General features: G+C 65.4%; 16 protein-coding genes. 10 read left to right on the top strand and 6 right to left on the bottom strand.

Annotated features, from left to right (window positions below):
* The first annotated feature begins 126 nt into the window (after positions 1 to 126).
* Genes LL962_RS19540 through LL962_RS19525 form a run of 4 tightly spaced genes read left to right on the top strand, consistent with a single transcriptional unit; the run spans position 127 to position 1,843 of the window.
* Positions 127 to 579: a flavodoxin gene (locus LL962_RS19540; RefSeq protein ID WP_228318107.1), complete on the top strand. Its 453-nt coding sequence runs from the start codon at positions 127 to 129 to the stop codon at positions 577 to 579.
* A 4-nt stretch (positions 580 to 583) separates the two neighbouring features.
* Positions 584 to 910 (top strand): thioredoxin family protein, encoded by a 327-nt coding sequence (locus LL962_RS19535; protein ID WP_228318106.1) that lies wholly within the window; start codon positions 584 to 586, stop codon positions 908 to 910.
* A 40-nt stretch (positions 911 to 950) separates the two neighbouring features.
* Positions 951 to 1,403, top strand: coding sequence for a DUF3592 domain-containing protein (locus LL962_RS19530; RefSeq protein ID WP_228318105.1), 453 nt, complete (start codon positions 951 to 953; stop codon positions 1,401 to 1,403).
* Positions 1,404 to 1,441: 38 nt separating this feature from the next.
* A complete protein-coding gene (locus tag LL962_RS19525) occupies positions 1,442 to 1,843 on the top strand; it encodes an acyl-CoA thioesterase (protein WP_228318104.1) in 402 nt (133 codons plus the stop codon).
* Between the two features lie 260 nt (positions 1,844 to 2,103).
* Here the strand turns inward: LL962_RS19525 and LL962_RS19520 are convergent, their stop codons facing one another.
* From LL962_RS19520 to LL962_RS19500, 5 genes are all read right to left on the bottom strand, one after another.
* On the bottom strand, positions 2,104 to 3,345 hold the full coding sequence (locus LL962_RS19520; protein WP_228318103.1) for a polysaccharide lyase family 1 protein: 1,242 nt from the start codon (positions 3,343 to 3,345) through the stop codon (positions 2,104 to 2,106).
* Between the two features lie 276 nt (positions 3,346 to 3,621).
* The gene (locus LL962_RS19515) at positions 3,622 to 4,137 is read right to left on the bottom strand and encodes a hypothetical protein (protein WP_228318102.1); all 516 of its coding nucleotides are present in this window, start codon (positions 4,135 to 4,137) and stop codon (positions 3,622 to 3,624) included.
* Positions 4,138 to 4,614: 477 nt separating this feature from the next.
* Positions 4,615 to 5,553 carry a 2-dehydropantoate 2-reductase gene (panE, locus tag LL962_RS19510; RefSeq protein ID WP_228318101.1) on the bottom strand — a complete coding sequence of 313 codons (939 nt, stop codon included), beginning with the start codon at positions 5,551 to 5,553 and terminating at the stop codon, positions 4,615 to 4,617.
* Positions 5,554 to 5,680: 127 nt separating this feature from the next.
* The gene (locus tag LL962_RS19505) at positions 5,681 to 6,493 is read right to left on the bottom strand and encodes an ABC transporter permease (protein ID WP_228318100.1); all 813 of its coding nucleotides are present in this window, start codon (positions 6,491 to 6,493) and stop codon (positions 5,681 to 5,683) included.
* On the bottom strand, positions 6,490 to 7,482 hold the full coding sequence (locus LL962_RS19500; protein WP_228318099.1) for an ABC transporter ATP-binding protein: 993 nt from the start codon (positions 7,480 to 7,482) through the stop codon (positions 6,490 to 6,492). Before LL962_RS19500 ends, LL962_RS19505 begins: the two co-directional genes overlap by 4 nt.
* A gap of 36 nt (positions 7,483 to 7,518) precedes the next feature.
* Here LL962_RS19500 and LL962_RS19495 point away from each other — a divergent pair, with 36 nt between their 5' ends.
* Complete coding sequence (locus tag LL962_RS19495) at positions 7,519 to 8,346, top strand: ferredoxin--NADP reductase (RefSeq protein ID WP_228318098.1); 828 nt, start codon at positions 7,519 to 7,521, stop codon at positions 8,344 to 8,346.
* Positions 8,347 to 8,471: 125 nt separating this feature from the next.
* Here LL962_RS19495 and LL962_RS19490 read toward each other — a convergent pair whose 3' ends face one another.
* Positions 8,472 to 10,031: a GH39 family glycosyl hydrolase gene (locus LL962_RS19490; protein WP_228318097.1), complete on the bottom strand. Its 1,560-nt coding sequence runs from the start codon at positions 10,029 to 10,031 to the stop codon at positions 8,472 to 8,474.
* A gap of 504 nt (positions 10,032 to 10,535) precedes the next feature.
* Between LL962_RS19490 and LL962_RS19485 the strand changes: the two genes are divergently transcribed.
* The 5 genes from LL962_RS19485 to LL962_RS19465 are packed head-to-tail and all read left to right on the top strand — an operon-like array spanning position 10,536 to position 14,918.
* Entirely contained in the window at positions 10,536 to 11,123 is a 588-nt protein-coding gene (locus LL962_RS19485; protein ID WP_104587730.1) for a hypothetical protein, read from the top strand.
* Complete coding sequence (locus LL962_RS19480) at positions 11,120 to 11,320, top strand: helix-turn-helix transcriptional regulator (RefSeq protein ID WP_104587729.1); 201 nt, start codon at positions 11,120 to 11,122, stop codon at positions 11,318 to 11,320. Before LL962_RS19485 ends, LL962_RS19480 begins: the two co-directional genes overlap by 4 nt.
* Before the next feature lie 52 nt (positions 11,321 to 11,372).
* Positions 11,373 to 12,950, top strand: coding sequence for an alpha/beta hydrolase (locus tag LL962_RS19475; RefSeq protein WP_228318096.1), 1,578 nt, complete (start codon positions 11,373 to 11,375; stop codon positions 12,948 to 12,950).
* Positions 12,951 to 12,981: 31 nt separating this feature from the next.
* Complete coding sequence (locus LL962_RS19470; protein WP_104587727.1) at positions 12,982 to 13,728, top strand: ABC transporter ATP-binding protein; 747 nt, start codon at positions 12,982 to 12,984, stop codon at positions 13,726 to 13,728.
* Complete coding sequence (locus LL962_RS19465) at positions 13,725 to 14,918, top strand: ABC transporter permease (protein WP_228318095.1); 1,194 nt, start codon at positions 13,725 to 13,727, stop codon at positions 14,916 to 14,918. Before LL962_RS19470 ends, LL962_RS19465 begins: the two co-directional genes overlap by 4 nt.
* The last annotated feature ends 124 nt before the right edge of the window (positions 14,919 to 15,042 follow it).

Raw genomic sequence — 15,042 nt, 5'->3', positions numbered from 1 at the left:
AGGGCGCCGGTGTGCCGGCGCCCTAACTGAGTGAAATGTTGGCATGGAACTAAGATGCTACTTACAGATATCAATCAGGGCTCTGCGACGCTCAAGACGCGAGCTGCAATCTCATGAATACGTCACATGAAAATCCTTCTTGCGGTTGCATCGCTTAGCGGCAACACGCGCGATGTTGCGCGGATTATTCGTGCTCGCTGTGTAGAGCATGGCTTGTCATTGGATTGGATTGAAACCGATATGCAGACTCTGGCGAACGCATCGCTGACGCTAGATCAGTATGACTTGTTCATGTTTGGCACTTGGACGGCCAACGGAGGGCGTACGCCTGCCGAAATGAAACGTTTCATCGTCGATTTGGTGGAGATGATCGGGAAGCCACCACGCGTAGCCGTGTTTGGCACGGGCGAAACACAGTGGGGTGAGGAGTACTATTGCGGCGCCGTACACCGCATAGCACAGTTCTTCTCCAGTCCCTTTGCGCGCTTAACCATCGAGCAGATGCCCCACGGTGCAAAGGATGCGCAGATCATCTCTACCTGGACCGATCAAGTCCTGGCCCAATGCCAACACAATTGACACGATGCAAACCATTACAGTCACCTCGCCTGAACACTACATTGCCGCGCTGGCCGAGCACCCGCGTGCGCTCGTGGATTTTTATAAGGACGACTGTCCTGGATGTCGGATGCTCGATATGTCTCTGGAGAGGTTCGCGAAGAGCGATGCCGCAGGCGGCTTAGCATTGTTAAAGGTCAAGCTTGAAGTATTAGGGCATGATTTTTTCCGCGATCTGGGCCTGCGCCAGACGCCGACCCTGGCCTTGTTCAAGGACGGCGCCGAAGTGACGCGCTTGCCTGGCTTCCAGTCGCCGGCGCAGGTGGAAGCGGCGGTACGCAGCGGGCTGTGAGCACGCCGCACGTCCATCGCGACCGCATAGGCGCCCGGCGATGAACACCACCGTCACCATCGTCGCCTGGAGCTTCCTGCTGGCGGGGCTGGGCATGCTGGTCGGCGCGGCGCTGTTGCCGGATCAGGCGCGCTGGATCCTGTTGTTGCTGGGCGTGGCGTTCGGTGGAGTGGGGGGCGGCATCCTCGGCTATCGCGTCTGGCATGCGCGTCGTGCTGCCTGGTTGCGCCAGCACGGCACGGTAGTGGAGGCGCGCTTGGTCTGCGTTGAACGCAATGCGTCCGTACAGGTCAACGGCATGCACCCGTTCCGTATCCTGGCCCATCGCCACGACCGCACGCACAACACCCTGACGGAGTATCGCAGCGACAACCTGTGGACCGATCCACAGCCGTTCCTGCGCGAGGGGCAATCGTTGCGCGTCTTCGTCGATCCGCAGCGGCCGTCGCGTTACCACATGGACCTGAGTTTCCTGCCGACCCTGCGCCGCTGATCGGGCTGGCGTTCCTTTCTCCTTCCGGCATCTCCTTCATGACCAGCCCCACACCTGTTGCACCCACCGAAGCCCGCATGGCCGAGATCGTCTTCCCCAATCACACCAATCACCTGGGCACCCTGTTCGGTGGACAGGCACTGGCGTGGATGGACAAGGCCGCATTCCTCGCCGCCTCGCGCTATGCGCGCCGCACGGTGGTGACCGCGCGTTCGGACCAGGTGGATTTCAAGCTGCCGATCCGCCAGGGCCAGATGGTGGAAACCATCGCGCGCGTGGTGTCGGTGGGGCGCAGCTCGATCAAGGTGGAAGTGGAACTGATCGCCGAAGATCTGCTCAGCGGCGCACGCGAGCTGTGCACCCGCGGGCAGTTCGTGATGATCGCGCTCGATGCCGATGGCAAGCCCACCGCAGTGCCGCCGCTGCCTGCGCAAGTGTGACGGCAGCGGCTGTCCGTCGCCGCGCATTCCGCGTTAGCCACATCTGCCTGCCATTGGTCTGATGCCGCATCCACGCAGGCGCTGGCGTTACCGCCGAGACCTGCGCGGCCGGCTGGTAGCGCAGGTCTCGCACGCCACGGTGAGCAATGCCTGACGTTCGCCAGGCAGCCCATCTTCGTTGCGCAGTCGCCCGGCCGTGCTCGGACTGGGCGCCGCCGACGGCGGCATGCACGCCGCCGCCGTCACCAGGAACCAGTGATTTAGTTGATCTTGCCCACCCCGGCATTCGCGCGCACGGTGTTCGCGGCGCTGGACGCCGAGGCCGGTGTCACCAGCGATGCGCTGACCGGGCCGAACGCTGCCAGGGCTTGTTCGTCCAGCGGCCGATTCTTGCTGCCGCTGGCGATCTGGTCATTGGCCACGCATTCCCGACCGAGGTATTGCAGGCAGAGGTCGTTACGCGGATCGCGCATGCCGACGAAGGGCGCAAACGTGTAGCCGGGGCCCGGGCTGTGCGGATAGATGTAGACCGGCAGACTGACCTTGTTGAAGTAATTGCCTTCCAGCAGCAACAGCGCCGTCGAGGTCAACGGCATCGCGGCGCCCTCCCGGGAAAGGTCTTCGAAATAATTGTTGACCATATGCGCCAGCACCGATGCGTTGTTCAGGCCGCCGGCATGCGGCCCACGACCGGAGGTGTGATGCACATAGTTGCGTGCGACGGTGATGGTGTCGTGCGCGCCCAGGAACAGCCACAACCAGTAATGCCGATTGTCGCAAGTGGACGAGGTGTCGGTGCGTCCATCGAATTCGTTGTTGGACAGGGTGACGTGCGAAGCGCTGCCGAAGCCGGTCACCACCATTTGTCGGCCGATGCGCGCAAAGCGGTTGTGGTCCACCCAGACGCCGTCCGCGTCGTCGATTGCGAGTGCATCGCCACCCCACACCACGCCTGGATTGATGTCGGAAATCGTGATGTTCTGGATGATGACGTTGCTGTTGCCGCCACCCACACGTAGCCCGCGCCCGGTGATGGCGCCATCGCTGGCCAGACCGATCAGGGTCTTGTTGGAGCCGATCTGCAGGGGCGTGCGTCCGGCATTATCGAAGCTGACCTGCGCAGCGGTGCGGCCTGCGCAATAGTTGGCGATGTTCAAACCCAACTGGCTGGTGCCGGTGCTGCAGGTGGTCGCCACGCACCCGGTCGTGGTCGTGATCGAGGACCCGTTGGTGATCAGCGAGCCGGTGAAGTCGAAGGTCCTGTCCAGCACGATCACGCGCGGAGTGGTGTCAATGCATCGATTGCCGTCGAAGCTGCTGCAGAGCGCTTGCTGCAGTTCCAACAGGGAGGTGGGTCTGACAGCGGCGGCATTACCGCCACCGGTGACACCGGCGGCGAAACCATCTGGGGCGCCGACTGCCTGGGCGCAGGCCTGGTTGGCGAACACAGCTGCCGCCAGCAACAGTGCCGATGAAGCACAGCGGAGAGAAAGAGAGAGCATGGAGGACTTCAATGAAAATCCCCGCTCGGTGTGCCCAAGCGGGGATAGGTGGATGCAAGGAATGTCATGTCCAGATGGTGAAGGCCTGAACAGGTGGACTCTAGCAGCCCACTCTTGCCGCCATGTCTTCGGCCAAGGCGATTCTAATGGTGAGAAGAAGGCTGGTTCGCTTCACGATACAAACATGCGTGTGCGTGTGTCGCGCAGTGCGCGCGTCGGCCGAGGGTGTTGCACGATGGCAATGAGCGCGCTGCTGGGCTTGTGAAGCGGAACGTCCTACTCCTCGACCTCGCGGTCTTCGCGCTTGGCTTCTTCCATCGCCTCCGGTTCCAGCTCTTCGGCGCTGCGATTGAGTTTGACGAACACGCCCCAGGCGACCAGCAGCAGCGCAGCGCATGAGCCGATGGCGGCGGCATAGGGCAGCTTGGCCGGGTCGGCGTGCATCAGTTCGAAGATCGATACCAGTGTTTCGATCGCCAGCGCGATCACGATCACCACGAAGAAGCGCGACAGATAGCGCCGCACGCGCGTGGGACCGCTGACCTTGACGTCGCGCAGGATCTCTTCTTCGAAGATGGTCTGGCCCAGTTCCAGCGTCACCAGTGCCACCGTGAGCAGGCCAACCGCCTCCAGGACCACGTTGAAACGGTCGCGTATCACCATGTCGCCGCCCGGGCTGAAGCCATGCCATAACTCCAGTCCCGCCATCGCCACCAGGCCGGCCGCGCACAGCACGAAGAACGCCAGGATCACGAAATGACCGGCACGGAACAGGTGGCTGAGCAGCTTCATGGCAGGCGCGGCTGGGAGGGGATGCAGAGCATCGTGTGCGCGGCGTGGTGGCGGCGCGAAGACTGCGGCAAGCAGGTGCGCCCTCATCCGGCGCTTCGCGCCACCTTCTCCCGCGCGCGGGAGAAGGGCCATGACGGGGCGGCCGTCGGCTCACCGCCGTGTAGCGACCGCCGTCCTCGGTAAGCGCTCCCTCTTGGTACGCGCTCCCTTCCCCCGCCTGCGGGGGAAGGTGCCCGAAGGGCGGATGGGGGCGACCGATGCCGCGCGCACACATCGCGCACACCAGCGCCTGTCATCCCATCAGCGCTGCCGCAGCACTCGATACGCCTGCAGCGGCAAGCCGATTGCCGTGTAGGCGACCGCCGTCCCTGGTCTCAGCTCCCTTCCCCCGCCTGCGGGGGAAGGTGCCCGAAGGGCGGATGGGGGCAGCCGATGCCGCACGCACACAATCGCGCACACCAGCGCCTGCACACCCCATCAGCGCTGCCGCAGCACCTGATACGCCTGCAGATGCACGTTGGCGGCCATCAATAGCGGCGCATTGCGTCCGGTCTCGCGCACGCGCGCCAGCATGTCGCCGACGATCTGCGCCGCTTCCACGTCCTGGCCGGCTTCCAGATCCCGCAGCATCGAGGCCTTGAGTGGCGAATCCACCTGCAGCAGCGTTTGCAGGGCCTTGCTGCGGGCCGCATCGGGAATCGATTGCCCGGCCGCATCGGCGGCCCACAGGCATTCGTTGTACAGGCCATTGATCAGCGCGCGGCCATCGTCGGTGGCCACGATCGCGCCCACCGGCGCACGCATCAGGCAGGTGGCCGCGGCCAAGGCAGTGAGAAAGCTGTACTTGATCCACTGTTCCTGCGCGATCTGCTCGCTGGCGAGATGGTCGATACCCGCCTGCGCGCAGGCGGCGGCGAACGCCTGCACCCGTGCCGAGGCCGCACCCCCATCGCGCTCGCCGAAGGTGATCGCCGCCGGTTTGCCCAGGTGCAGAATCTCGCCGTGCTCGCCTTTGCTGGCGCTGATGAAGCACAGCCCGCCCAGCACCCGCGCGGCGCCGAAGCGGTCGTCCAGCACTGCGTAATGGCGCAGCCCGTTGAGGATCGGCAGCACCGTGGTGTGCTCGCCCACCGCCGGCGCAATCGCTTCGATCGCGCTGTCCAGGTCGTAGGCCTTGCAGCTGAGGATCACCAGATCGAACGGCTGCTGCGCCACCAGCGCCGGCAATGCATCGGCGGTGACGTGCGCCACCGGCACCTGCGCATCGCCGAGCGGGCTGCGGATGCGCAAGCCGTCGGCCTGCAACTGCGCCGCACGCGCATCGCGCACCAGGAAGGTGACATCCACGCCGGCCTGCGCCAGTCGCCCGCCGAAGTAACCGCCGGTGCCACCGGCGCCGAGAATGAGCATGCGCATAAACTGATCTGTCCTCAGTCAATCTGGTCTTGCCCTTCCCCCGCTTGCGGGGGAAGGTGCCCGAAGGGCGGATGGGGGCAGCGCGTCCGCCAGCCACCGACGTTTCCAATGAAATCCGCGCCCGGCGTCAGCTACGCAGCCCGACACCACGCCGCAGCAACCACAGCGCCAGCGCGCTGAGCACGGCGACAAAGCCCAGCATCAGTGCGTAGGCCACCCAGATCGGCACATCCGAGCTGCCGAGCAGGCCATAGCGGAAGGCGTTGACCATGTAGAAGATCGGGTTGGCGTGGGTGGCCGCCTCGGCCCAGCCGGGCAGCAACTTGACCGAATAGAACACGCCGCCCAGGTAGGTCAGCGGGGTCAGGATGAAGGTGGGCACGATCGCCACGTCGTCGAACTTCTTGGCGTAGACCGCGTTGACGAAGCCGGCCAGCGAGAAGATGGTCGCGCCCAGCAGCACCGTGGTCAGCGTGACGATGGGATGCGGGATGCGCACCGGGGTGAAGAACATCGCGATGATCAGCACGATGGCACCGACCATCACCCCGCGCAGCACCGCCCCGGCCACGTAGCCCCACAGGATCACCCAGTTGGGCATCGGGCTGACCAGCAACTCTTCCACATGACGGCCGAACTTGGCGCCGAAGAAGCTGGAGGAGATGTTGCCGTAGCTGTTCTGGATCACGCTCATCATCACCAGGCCCGGCACGATGAACTGCATGTAGCTGTAGCCACCCATCTCGCCCACGCGCGAGCCGATCAGCCCGCCGAAGATCAAAAAGTACAGCGTCATGGTGATGGCTGGCGGCACCAGGGTCTGGCCCCAGATGCGCAGGATGCGCTGCACTTCGCGGCGCACGATGGTGCCCAGCGCGATCCAGTTGCGTTGGCGGGGTGTGGCGGACGTGGCGGACATCGACGGCTCCGAGGGACTCATGGGTGACCTGCCGGGCGCGCAGGCGCCGCTGCGGCAGGCGCCGGGGCGAGGCTCTCGCCGGGCCCGGTCAGGCGAACGAACAATTCTTCCAGCCGGTTGCTCTTGGTACGCATCGAGCGCACCCGGATGCCGGCAGCGCCCAGCGCGGCGAACACGCGGTTGAGGTCCATCGCACGCGGCATGTCCAGATCCAGCGTGTGGCCGTCGATGGCGGTGAGCGTGGTGCCTTCGATCACCGGCAGCTGCGCCGGCAGCTCGCCGTCGATATCGAACAGGAAGCCCTCCACATCGAGCCTGGCCAGCAGTGCGCGCATCGGCCCCTGGGTGACGATCTGGCCGTGGTTGATGATGGCCAGGTTGCGGCACAGGTGCTCGGCTTCTTCCAGGTAATGCGTGGTCAGGATGATCGTGGTGCCGGCAGCGTTGATGTCCTTGAGCACCCGCCACATGTCGCGGCGGATCTCGATGTCCACCCCGGCGGTGGGCTCGTCCAGGATCAGCAGGCGCGGCTGGGTCATCATGGCGCGGGCGATCATCAGCCGTCGCTTCATGCCGCCGGACAGCGTGCGGCTCATCACCTGGGCCTTCTCCCACAGATGCGCGCGGCGCAGTTCCGCTTCGGCCAGACGCTCGGCATCGCTGCGTGGCATGCCGTAGAAGCCGGCGTAGTTGACCAGGATATCGAACGGCTTCTCGAACAGATTGAAGTTGATCTCCTGCGGTACCAGGCCGATCAGCCGCATCGCCTCGCTGCGGTGGGCGACCAGGTCGGTGCCGAACACTTCCACCTGCCCGCCGGACAGATTCACCAGCGAGCTGATGATGCCGATCAAGGTGGACTTGCCCGCACCGTTGGGGCCGAGCAGGGCGAAGAAGTCGCCCGGCGCCACATCCAGCGACACGCCCTTGAGCGCCTGGGTGCCGTTGTCGTAGGTCTTGCGCAGATCGCACACGCGCAGGGCGGGCGCACTGGGAGAGGGGGAATTCAAGCAGGATCCTTCGCGCCAGGGTCACGGCGCAGCGAGTTGCAGCCCGCTATTATAGAAGCCCGCGAGGGTACGCCCCGATCACAGACTGTCCCAAATACGTTCGTGCCTGTTCAATTTCCCCTCAAGCTTGTCGACCGGCGCATGCTCGCGCCGACCGTGGCCCACTGCCAGTTCGTACGCGACGACGGCCAGCCGCTGGATTTCCAGCCTGGGCAGTTCATCCAGATCCATTTCGCCTATGCGGACGGGACCGCGACCAAGCGCAGCTATTCGCTGGCCACCATCCACGACCACGCGCTGGGACCGGGCGAGGCGGTGGACATCGCGGTGAGCTTCGTGCCCGGCGGCTCGGCCACCGCGTTGTTCGAAGGGCTGGAAATCGGCGACCAGTTGCAGGCCAGCGGACCGTACGGCCGGTTCTGCCTGCAGGCCGGCGACCACAATCGACGCTATCTGCTGATCGCCACCGGAACTGGCGTCACCCCGTACCGCTCGATGCTGCCGTTGCTGGCCGAGGCGATCGCCACCCGCGGCGTGGAAGTGGTGTTGCTGCAGGGCGCGCGGACGCCGGCCGAACTGCTGTACGGCGAGGATTTTCGTGCTTTCGCCGATGCGCACCCGCAGTTCCGCTATGTGCCGTGCTTCTCGCGCGAGCTGCCGGCGCAGCCGCATCCCGATGTCCGGCACGGCTACGTCCAGCAGCAACTGGCCGAGTTCGCGCCCGATGCCGCGCACGATATCGCCTACCTGTGCGGCAACCCGGACATGGTGGACAGCTGCGCCGAGGCGCTGAAGGCTGCCGGCCTGCCGAATGCGCAGATCCGCCGCGAGAAGTACGTCAGTTCGTCGCCGCCCAAGAGCTGAGCGCGAAGACGGGGTTCGCCTGGCAGGCGCCGGTGTCGGCGCTCGCCGGCAGCGCGATGCCGGCGCGATCACACCCGCTGCCCAGATCTGCCGGCCACCAGGGCGGCCCTGGTGGCCCCTATGGATCAACGCGGCTGCAGCGTGACCAGCACCACGTCGTTGCTGCGCATCGGCACGCGCACCTCCACCACGCCATCGGCACCGACGCGCACGGCCCTGTCCTGCTCGGGCGCATCGACGCTCGCCTGCTGCAACTGCGTGAGCTGCTGCGGGCTCAATGCCTTGGGCATGCCCATCTCGATGTACAGCGACAGCGGATCGTTGCGCTTGTAGCCGGTCTTGTGGACTTGCAGACGGTAACTGCCGGCCGGCACCTGGGTCATGCGCAAGCGCAGCGGTGCGGAGTCGGTGGCCGGCACCTGGCGGGTGTAGAACGGCGTATTGCTCACCGCCTGCACCGGTTGTTGCCAATCCCACGCCAGCGCGGCGATGCGTTTGCCATCCACGGCGGCCATGGCATGCGCATCGGCCAGCGGAATGGCGCGGCCGGTGAGCGCGTTCAAATACTTGTAGGCAAACCATGCCGGCTTGCGGATGCCTTCGCGATTCATCAGCCCGAAACCGCCGTGGAATGGCGTGGGCGGCGGGCCGGGTTCTTCGAACAGGTCGGTATAGGTCCAGTAACTCATGCCCTGCACCAGGCCCTGCACCTGTTTGAGCTTGGTCAGGATGTAGGGCGCGCTGATGTAGCTGTCGTGGACGAAATCACGCGCGGTATAGCTGGTGCTCCATTCGGTGAAATACAGCGGAAGATCGGGAAAGGGCGACGCCTGGATCTGCGCGCGAACCCGGCGTACATCGCCGACGATGGCGTCTGCAGATGCGGATAGCTTGGTGTCCTGCTTGCCGTTCTCGTCGAGAAACCCGCCTTCCACGCCGTAGGTATGGGTGGTCACGAAATCGATCGGCAGTGCGTTCTTCGCCACGAAGGCGAGCAGTTCCGGCACCCAGGCCGCTCCTGCGGTGGAAGGGCCGCCGACACGCAGCTGCGGATCGATCGCCTTGATGGTGCGCGCGGTGTTGGCGTACAGGTCGAAGTAGGCCTGCTGGTCGGCGTTCTCCCAGAAATCCTTCAGGTTGGGCTCGTTCCACACTTCGAAGTACCACTGCCGCACTTCGTCGGCGCCGTAACGCGCACGGATGTGCCGGATGTAGGCATCGATCAGCTGCGTCCACTTGGCCGGATCCGGATGCGAGGTGTTGCCCTTCCAATAGAACAGCGTCTGCTCGGACGTCTTCATCGCAGCGGGTGTAAAGCCCAGTTCGACGAACGGGCGGATGCGTTTGGCCAGCAGCGCGTCGTAGAGCTGATCCAGCCGGGTCCAGTCGTAGACGAGCTTGCCGTCGACCTCCTTCACCGTGCCCAGCACGTCGTGGAAGACATCGTGGAAGCGGATGTAGCGAAATCCCAGCTCCTGGACCGCAGGCACCAGATGCGCCTGGGTGTCGCCGCGGATCAGCGTGCCCGGGAAATCCGACCCGACCGACAGGTCGTAGAACCGATCCACCGGTTCGCCGGCCGCCGCGACATCCAGCACGATCTCCCGCGGTGCCGCGCCTTGCGCCAGGGCCGGGGTGGCGATGCAACAGGCCAGCGTCATCGCAAAGAGGGTGTTCAACCGCATGGTCGCTCCGGGAGTTGAGTGCGGGGACCGCCACCGACTGCGACCGCGCCTGGCGCGGCGGTCATGGGGGGGCACTGTGAAGAGGCGTTCAAGGGTAACGGAATCGATCGGCCACCGGCCGCAGGGCGGCACGCAGTGTGATGCGTGTACTGCAACGTGGTCGCGCTCGTTGGCCGGTGACCTGCGCGATGTAGCCGAGCAGAGCGCCTGGCCGTGGTCGCCACATGGCGATATGCGGCCTGCCATGTGCGAATGCCGATCGCGCACCTGCACTGCGCCACGGTGCGGTGTAAAGGACGCTTGACAGGATGCGCATCGACGCGCACTCTGCCTGTCAAGGGAACTTGACACTGGCTGCGGGATAGATGAGATGAAGAACGACGCGATCCCTCTGCCGCCGCAGGCGCGGCCCGACAGCACTGCACGCGCACATATCCCGCGCTGTGTGGCATCCCTGCCGCAAGCGGCGGGCGCGCAGGCAGTGGTCACCGCGAGGGCGACACCATGAGCCTTGCTGCCTTGGCGCGTCGCGCCTTGCAGGTGGTCAGTGTCGGCGTGCTGCTGCTGGGCGGTGTGCGGCGCTGGTTGCCGTGGCAGATGAGCGACTACACCCAGGGATTGCTGATCGGTTGCGGGATCAGCGGCTTGCTGGTGGCCTTGATGCTGCGCGTCGGGCGCGACAGCCTGCGCGATTGCGCACCGCCTGCGCTGGTACGTCGCTACCGCCGCGAATTCGCTCCGCCGATGCTGGCCTACGTTGCAGTGATGCTGTGCTGGCGCCGCTTGCTGGCCGGCGTGCATGAGAGCTGGGGTCGGGTGTTGATCGCATTGCTGCCGGCGCTGCTGCTGATGCTGGCGATGCGTGCCGTGGCGCGTTTCGTCCGCGATTCGGACGAACTGCAACGCCGCATCGAGCTGGAATCGATCGCCATTGCCGCTGGCCTGGTCAGCATGGTCTATATGACCGCCGGCTTCCTGCAATCGGCGCAGCTGATCGCGGTGCCGGCAGCGGCGGCGATGATCTGGGTGTTTCCGATGTTGTGCATGACCTACGGATTCACCAAGGCCATCAATGCGCGTCGGTATCAATGAACAGTCGGGTACGCGTGTTGCGCGAGGCCAACGGCTGGTCGCAGGGCGAATTGGCCGAGCAACTGGGAGTGTCACGGCAGACCATCAATGCGCTGGAGACCGGCAAGTACGATCCCAGCCTGCCATTGGCGTTTCGCATCGCGCGTCTGTTCGGCGAGCCGATCGAACAGGTCTTTCTATACGAAGAAGGTCAGTAGCTGCGGCGGTCATTCGGGCGGCAGCAAGGTCAGGGAACGGGCACTAGGAGAGATGGATATGTACAAGCAGGTCAATCTGGCAGCGGCCTTGCTGATCGCGCTGCTGGCCGGTGGATGCCAGCGCACGCAGGCGCCGCAGGCAGGCGCGTCCGGCAAGGCGGCAGACGCCACGCCGACGGTTGGGGAAACGGCGGCCACGGCCACCGGCGGCAATCGTTACGGCGCACTGGAATTCGCCCCGTGCACGCTCAGTTCCGGCAGCGCCGCCGGCAACATCGAAGCACAATGCGCGCACCTGCAGGTGCCGGAAAATCCGGCGGTGCCGAACGGGCGGAAGATCGCATTGAAGATCGCCTGGCTCGAAAGCGACGCCGGCGGCGGCAGCACGCCCGATCCGGTGTTCTTCATCGCCGGCGGGCCGGGGCAGTCGGCCACGCAGGTGGCCGCGATCGTGGACATGGGCTTGCGTGAGGCACGCAAACAACGCGATGTCTTTCTGGTCGATCAGCGCGGCACCGGCGGATCGCATCCGCTGGTGTGCCGCGATCCCGCCGGCAAGCCGCTGGAGATGGACGATGGCGCCGCCGCCAGCGTCGCGCAGCTCACCGACTACGCACGTCGTTGCGCCGACGGCCTGCGCAACGACGCAGATCCCCGCTACTTCACCACCACCGAGGCCATTGCCGATCTGGACGCGGTGCGTGCAGCGCTGGGCGTGCAACAGCTCAATCTGATCGGCGCCTCGTACGGCACGCGCGTCGCGCAGCAGTACGCCATGCGCTATCCCGCTCACACCCGCAGCGTGGTGCTCGATGGTGTGGCTCCCAACGATCTGGTGATCGGCGGCGAGTTCGCACGCACCTTCGAAGATGCCATTGCGCTGCAGACCAGGCATTGCGCCTCCACCGCAGCGTGCGCCAAACGTTTCACGGTGGATACGCGCACGCAGTTGCGGCAGGTGGTCGAACGCCTGCGGCAGGCGCCGGTGGCCGTGGATTACCGCGACCCGCGTACCGGTGTGCTGCGGCATGAACAGGTCACCGCCGACACGGTCGTGGGCTTGGCCTTCGGATTTTCGTACGCGCCGGAAACCGCCTCGCTGCTGCCGCTGGTGCTGGATGAGGCGGCTGCCGGACGCTATGGCGCGTTGATGGCGCTGGCGCAGATGAGTGCTTCGGACATGTCCGATCAGATGAATCGCCCGATGCAATGGTCGGTGTTGTGCAGCGAAGATGCAGGGCGTTATCGCGCGCCCGAAGACAAGGACGCCACCCTGCTGGGCAACGCGGTGGCCGAGATGTTCTTCGCACCGTGCAAGGTGTGGCCTTCCAAGCCTGCGCCCAGCGCTGCGACTGCGCCGTTCCAGTCGACGTTGCCGGTACTGCTGTTGTCCGGCGAGCTCGATCCGGTGACGCCGCCACGCTATGCGCAGCGTGTGCTGCAGGGCCTGCCCAATGGCCGTCACGTGGTCGCGCCGGGGCAGGGTCACGGAGTGTTCCGGCTCGGCTGCATGCCCAAGGTGCTGAGCCAGTTCCTGCAGACCGCCGATGCCAGGACGCTGGAAACCACCTGTGTGGCCAGCCTGACCACCGTGCCCGCGTTCACTTCGTTCAACGGATGGGAACCATGAGCCACATCGACCACGCCACGGAGGCGCACGCATGATCGTCGTCGAGAATCTGCACAAGTCGTTCCAGACCAAGACCGGGGTGGTGAAGGCGGTCGACGGCGTCGGTTTCAGCGCGGCCGATGGCCAGATCACCGGCCTGCTCGGCCCCAACGGGGCCGGCAAGACCACCACCTTGCGCATGCTCTATACGCTGATGTCGCCGGAGCAGGGCCGTGTCACCGTCGATGGCGTGGATGCCGCGCACGATCCGGTGACGGTGCGCCGTGCGCTCGGCGTGCTGCCGGACGCGCGCGGTGTGTACAAGCGGCTGACCGCGCGCGAGAACATCGCCTATTTCGGCGAGCTGCACGGCATGTCGCAGCTGCAGATCGCGCAGCGCACCCAGGTGTTGTCCGCCGCGCTGGACATGGACGACATCCTCGACCGCCAGACCGAAGGCTTCAGCCAGGGCCAACGCACCAAGACCGCCATTGCACGCGCGCTGGTGCACGACCCGCGCAACGTGATCCTGGACGAACCCACCAACGGACTGGACGTGATGACCACGCGCGCGATGCGCGGATTCCTGCAGCAGCTGCGTGCGGAAGGACGCTGCGTGATCTTCTCCAGCCACATCATGCAGGAGGTGGCGGCGCTGTGCGATCGCATCGTCATCATCGCCAGGGGAACGGTGGTGGCATCCGGCAGCGCCGACGAGCTGCGCGCGGCCACCGGCGAAGACAATCTGGAAGACGCCTTCGTCAAGGCGATCGGCTCGGAAGAAGGACTGCACGCATGAGCAAGACCTCCCTGTTCGCTACGGTGTGGACGGTGCTGCGCAAGGAACTGCGCGATATCTCGCGCGACCGCCGCACCCTGGCACTGGCATTGCTGCTCTCGCCCTTGCTGTATCCCATCCTGATTCTCGGCATGGGCGCCTTGAGCGAGAGCCGCGTACGCACACAGATCGACAAGCCGCTGGACATTCCCACGCTCGGTCGCGCGCATGCGCCGAATCTGGTGCGCTTCCTGGCCGCGCAGGGGCTCAATGCGGTGGATGCACCCGCGGATCTGACCGCCGCCATCCGTAATCAGGATGTGGACGTCGCCTTGCGCATCAGCGACAGCTATGCGCAGGATTGGCGCGAGGGCCGCCCGGCCCTGGTGGAGGTCATCAAGGACAGCACCCGTCGCGAGGCCGATGTGCCGAGCATGCGCCTGCAGGCGGCATTGAGTGCGTACAGCCAGCAGGTGGGCGCACTGCGTCTGCTGGCGCGCGGCATCGATGCGCAGGTGGGCAGGCCGCTGGAAGTGGCTGCGCAGGATCTGGCCACCGCCGAAGCCAAGCGCGGCCAGGTGATGGCGATGCTGTTGCCGGTGCTGCTGGTGATCACGTCGTTCCTGGGCGGCGCTTCCTTGATCCTGGATGCCACCGCCGGCGAGCGCGAACGGCAGTCGTTGGAACCACTGCTGGCCACGCCCGCGCCGCGTAGCGCGATCGTCAGCGGCAAGATCGCCGCCGCCTGCGTGATCGGCATGGTGTCGCTGCTACTCACGTTGTTGGCGTTCAAGCTCAGCGCACAGCTGTCCACATCGACCCTGGGCCGCCAGCTCAACGTCGGCTTCGTGCCGATGTTGCAGATGTTGTTCATCCTGGTGCCGATGCTGTTCGTGGGCACCTCGCTGCTGACCTACCTGGCGGCCGCTGCCAAGAGCATGAAGGAAGCGCAGGCGCATATGACCTGGCTGCTGCTGCTGCCGATGCTGCCCGGTTACGCGTTGATGGCGTATCCGCTCAAGACCCAGCTCTGGCAGTTCGCGGTGCCCTTCCTGGCGCAGAACCAGATGCTGCTCAAGGTGATTCGCCATGAGACCATCACCGCGCAGACCTGGGCGGTGTATCTGCTGGCCGGCTTTGGTCTGGCCGCGGGGCTGTGGTACGCAGCGGTGCGTCGCTACCACCAGGAACGTCTGGCCATCTCGGGCTAGGTGCTGCGCGATGCTTCGGCCTTATGCCCCAGTCGTTCGGCAACCGATGTAGGAGCAACTGTCTTCTACCCGGCAACTTCGCGCCATGGAGTGCCGTCTCTGACCATGGCATTGAGGCGAACCA

It is taken from the genome of Xanthomonas sp. NCPPB 1067 (genome assembly GCF_020783795.1).
GTDB lineage: Bacteria > Pseudomonadota > Gammaproteobacteria > Xanthomonadales > Xanthomonadaceae > Xanthomonas > Xanthomonas melonis.
The sequence above is the reverse complement of the archived record's forward strand: the minus strand, read 5'-3'. Positions and strand labels throughout refer to the sequence as shown.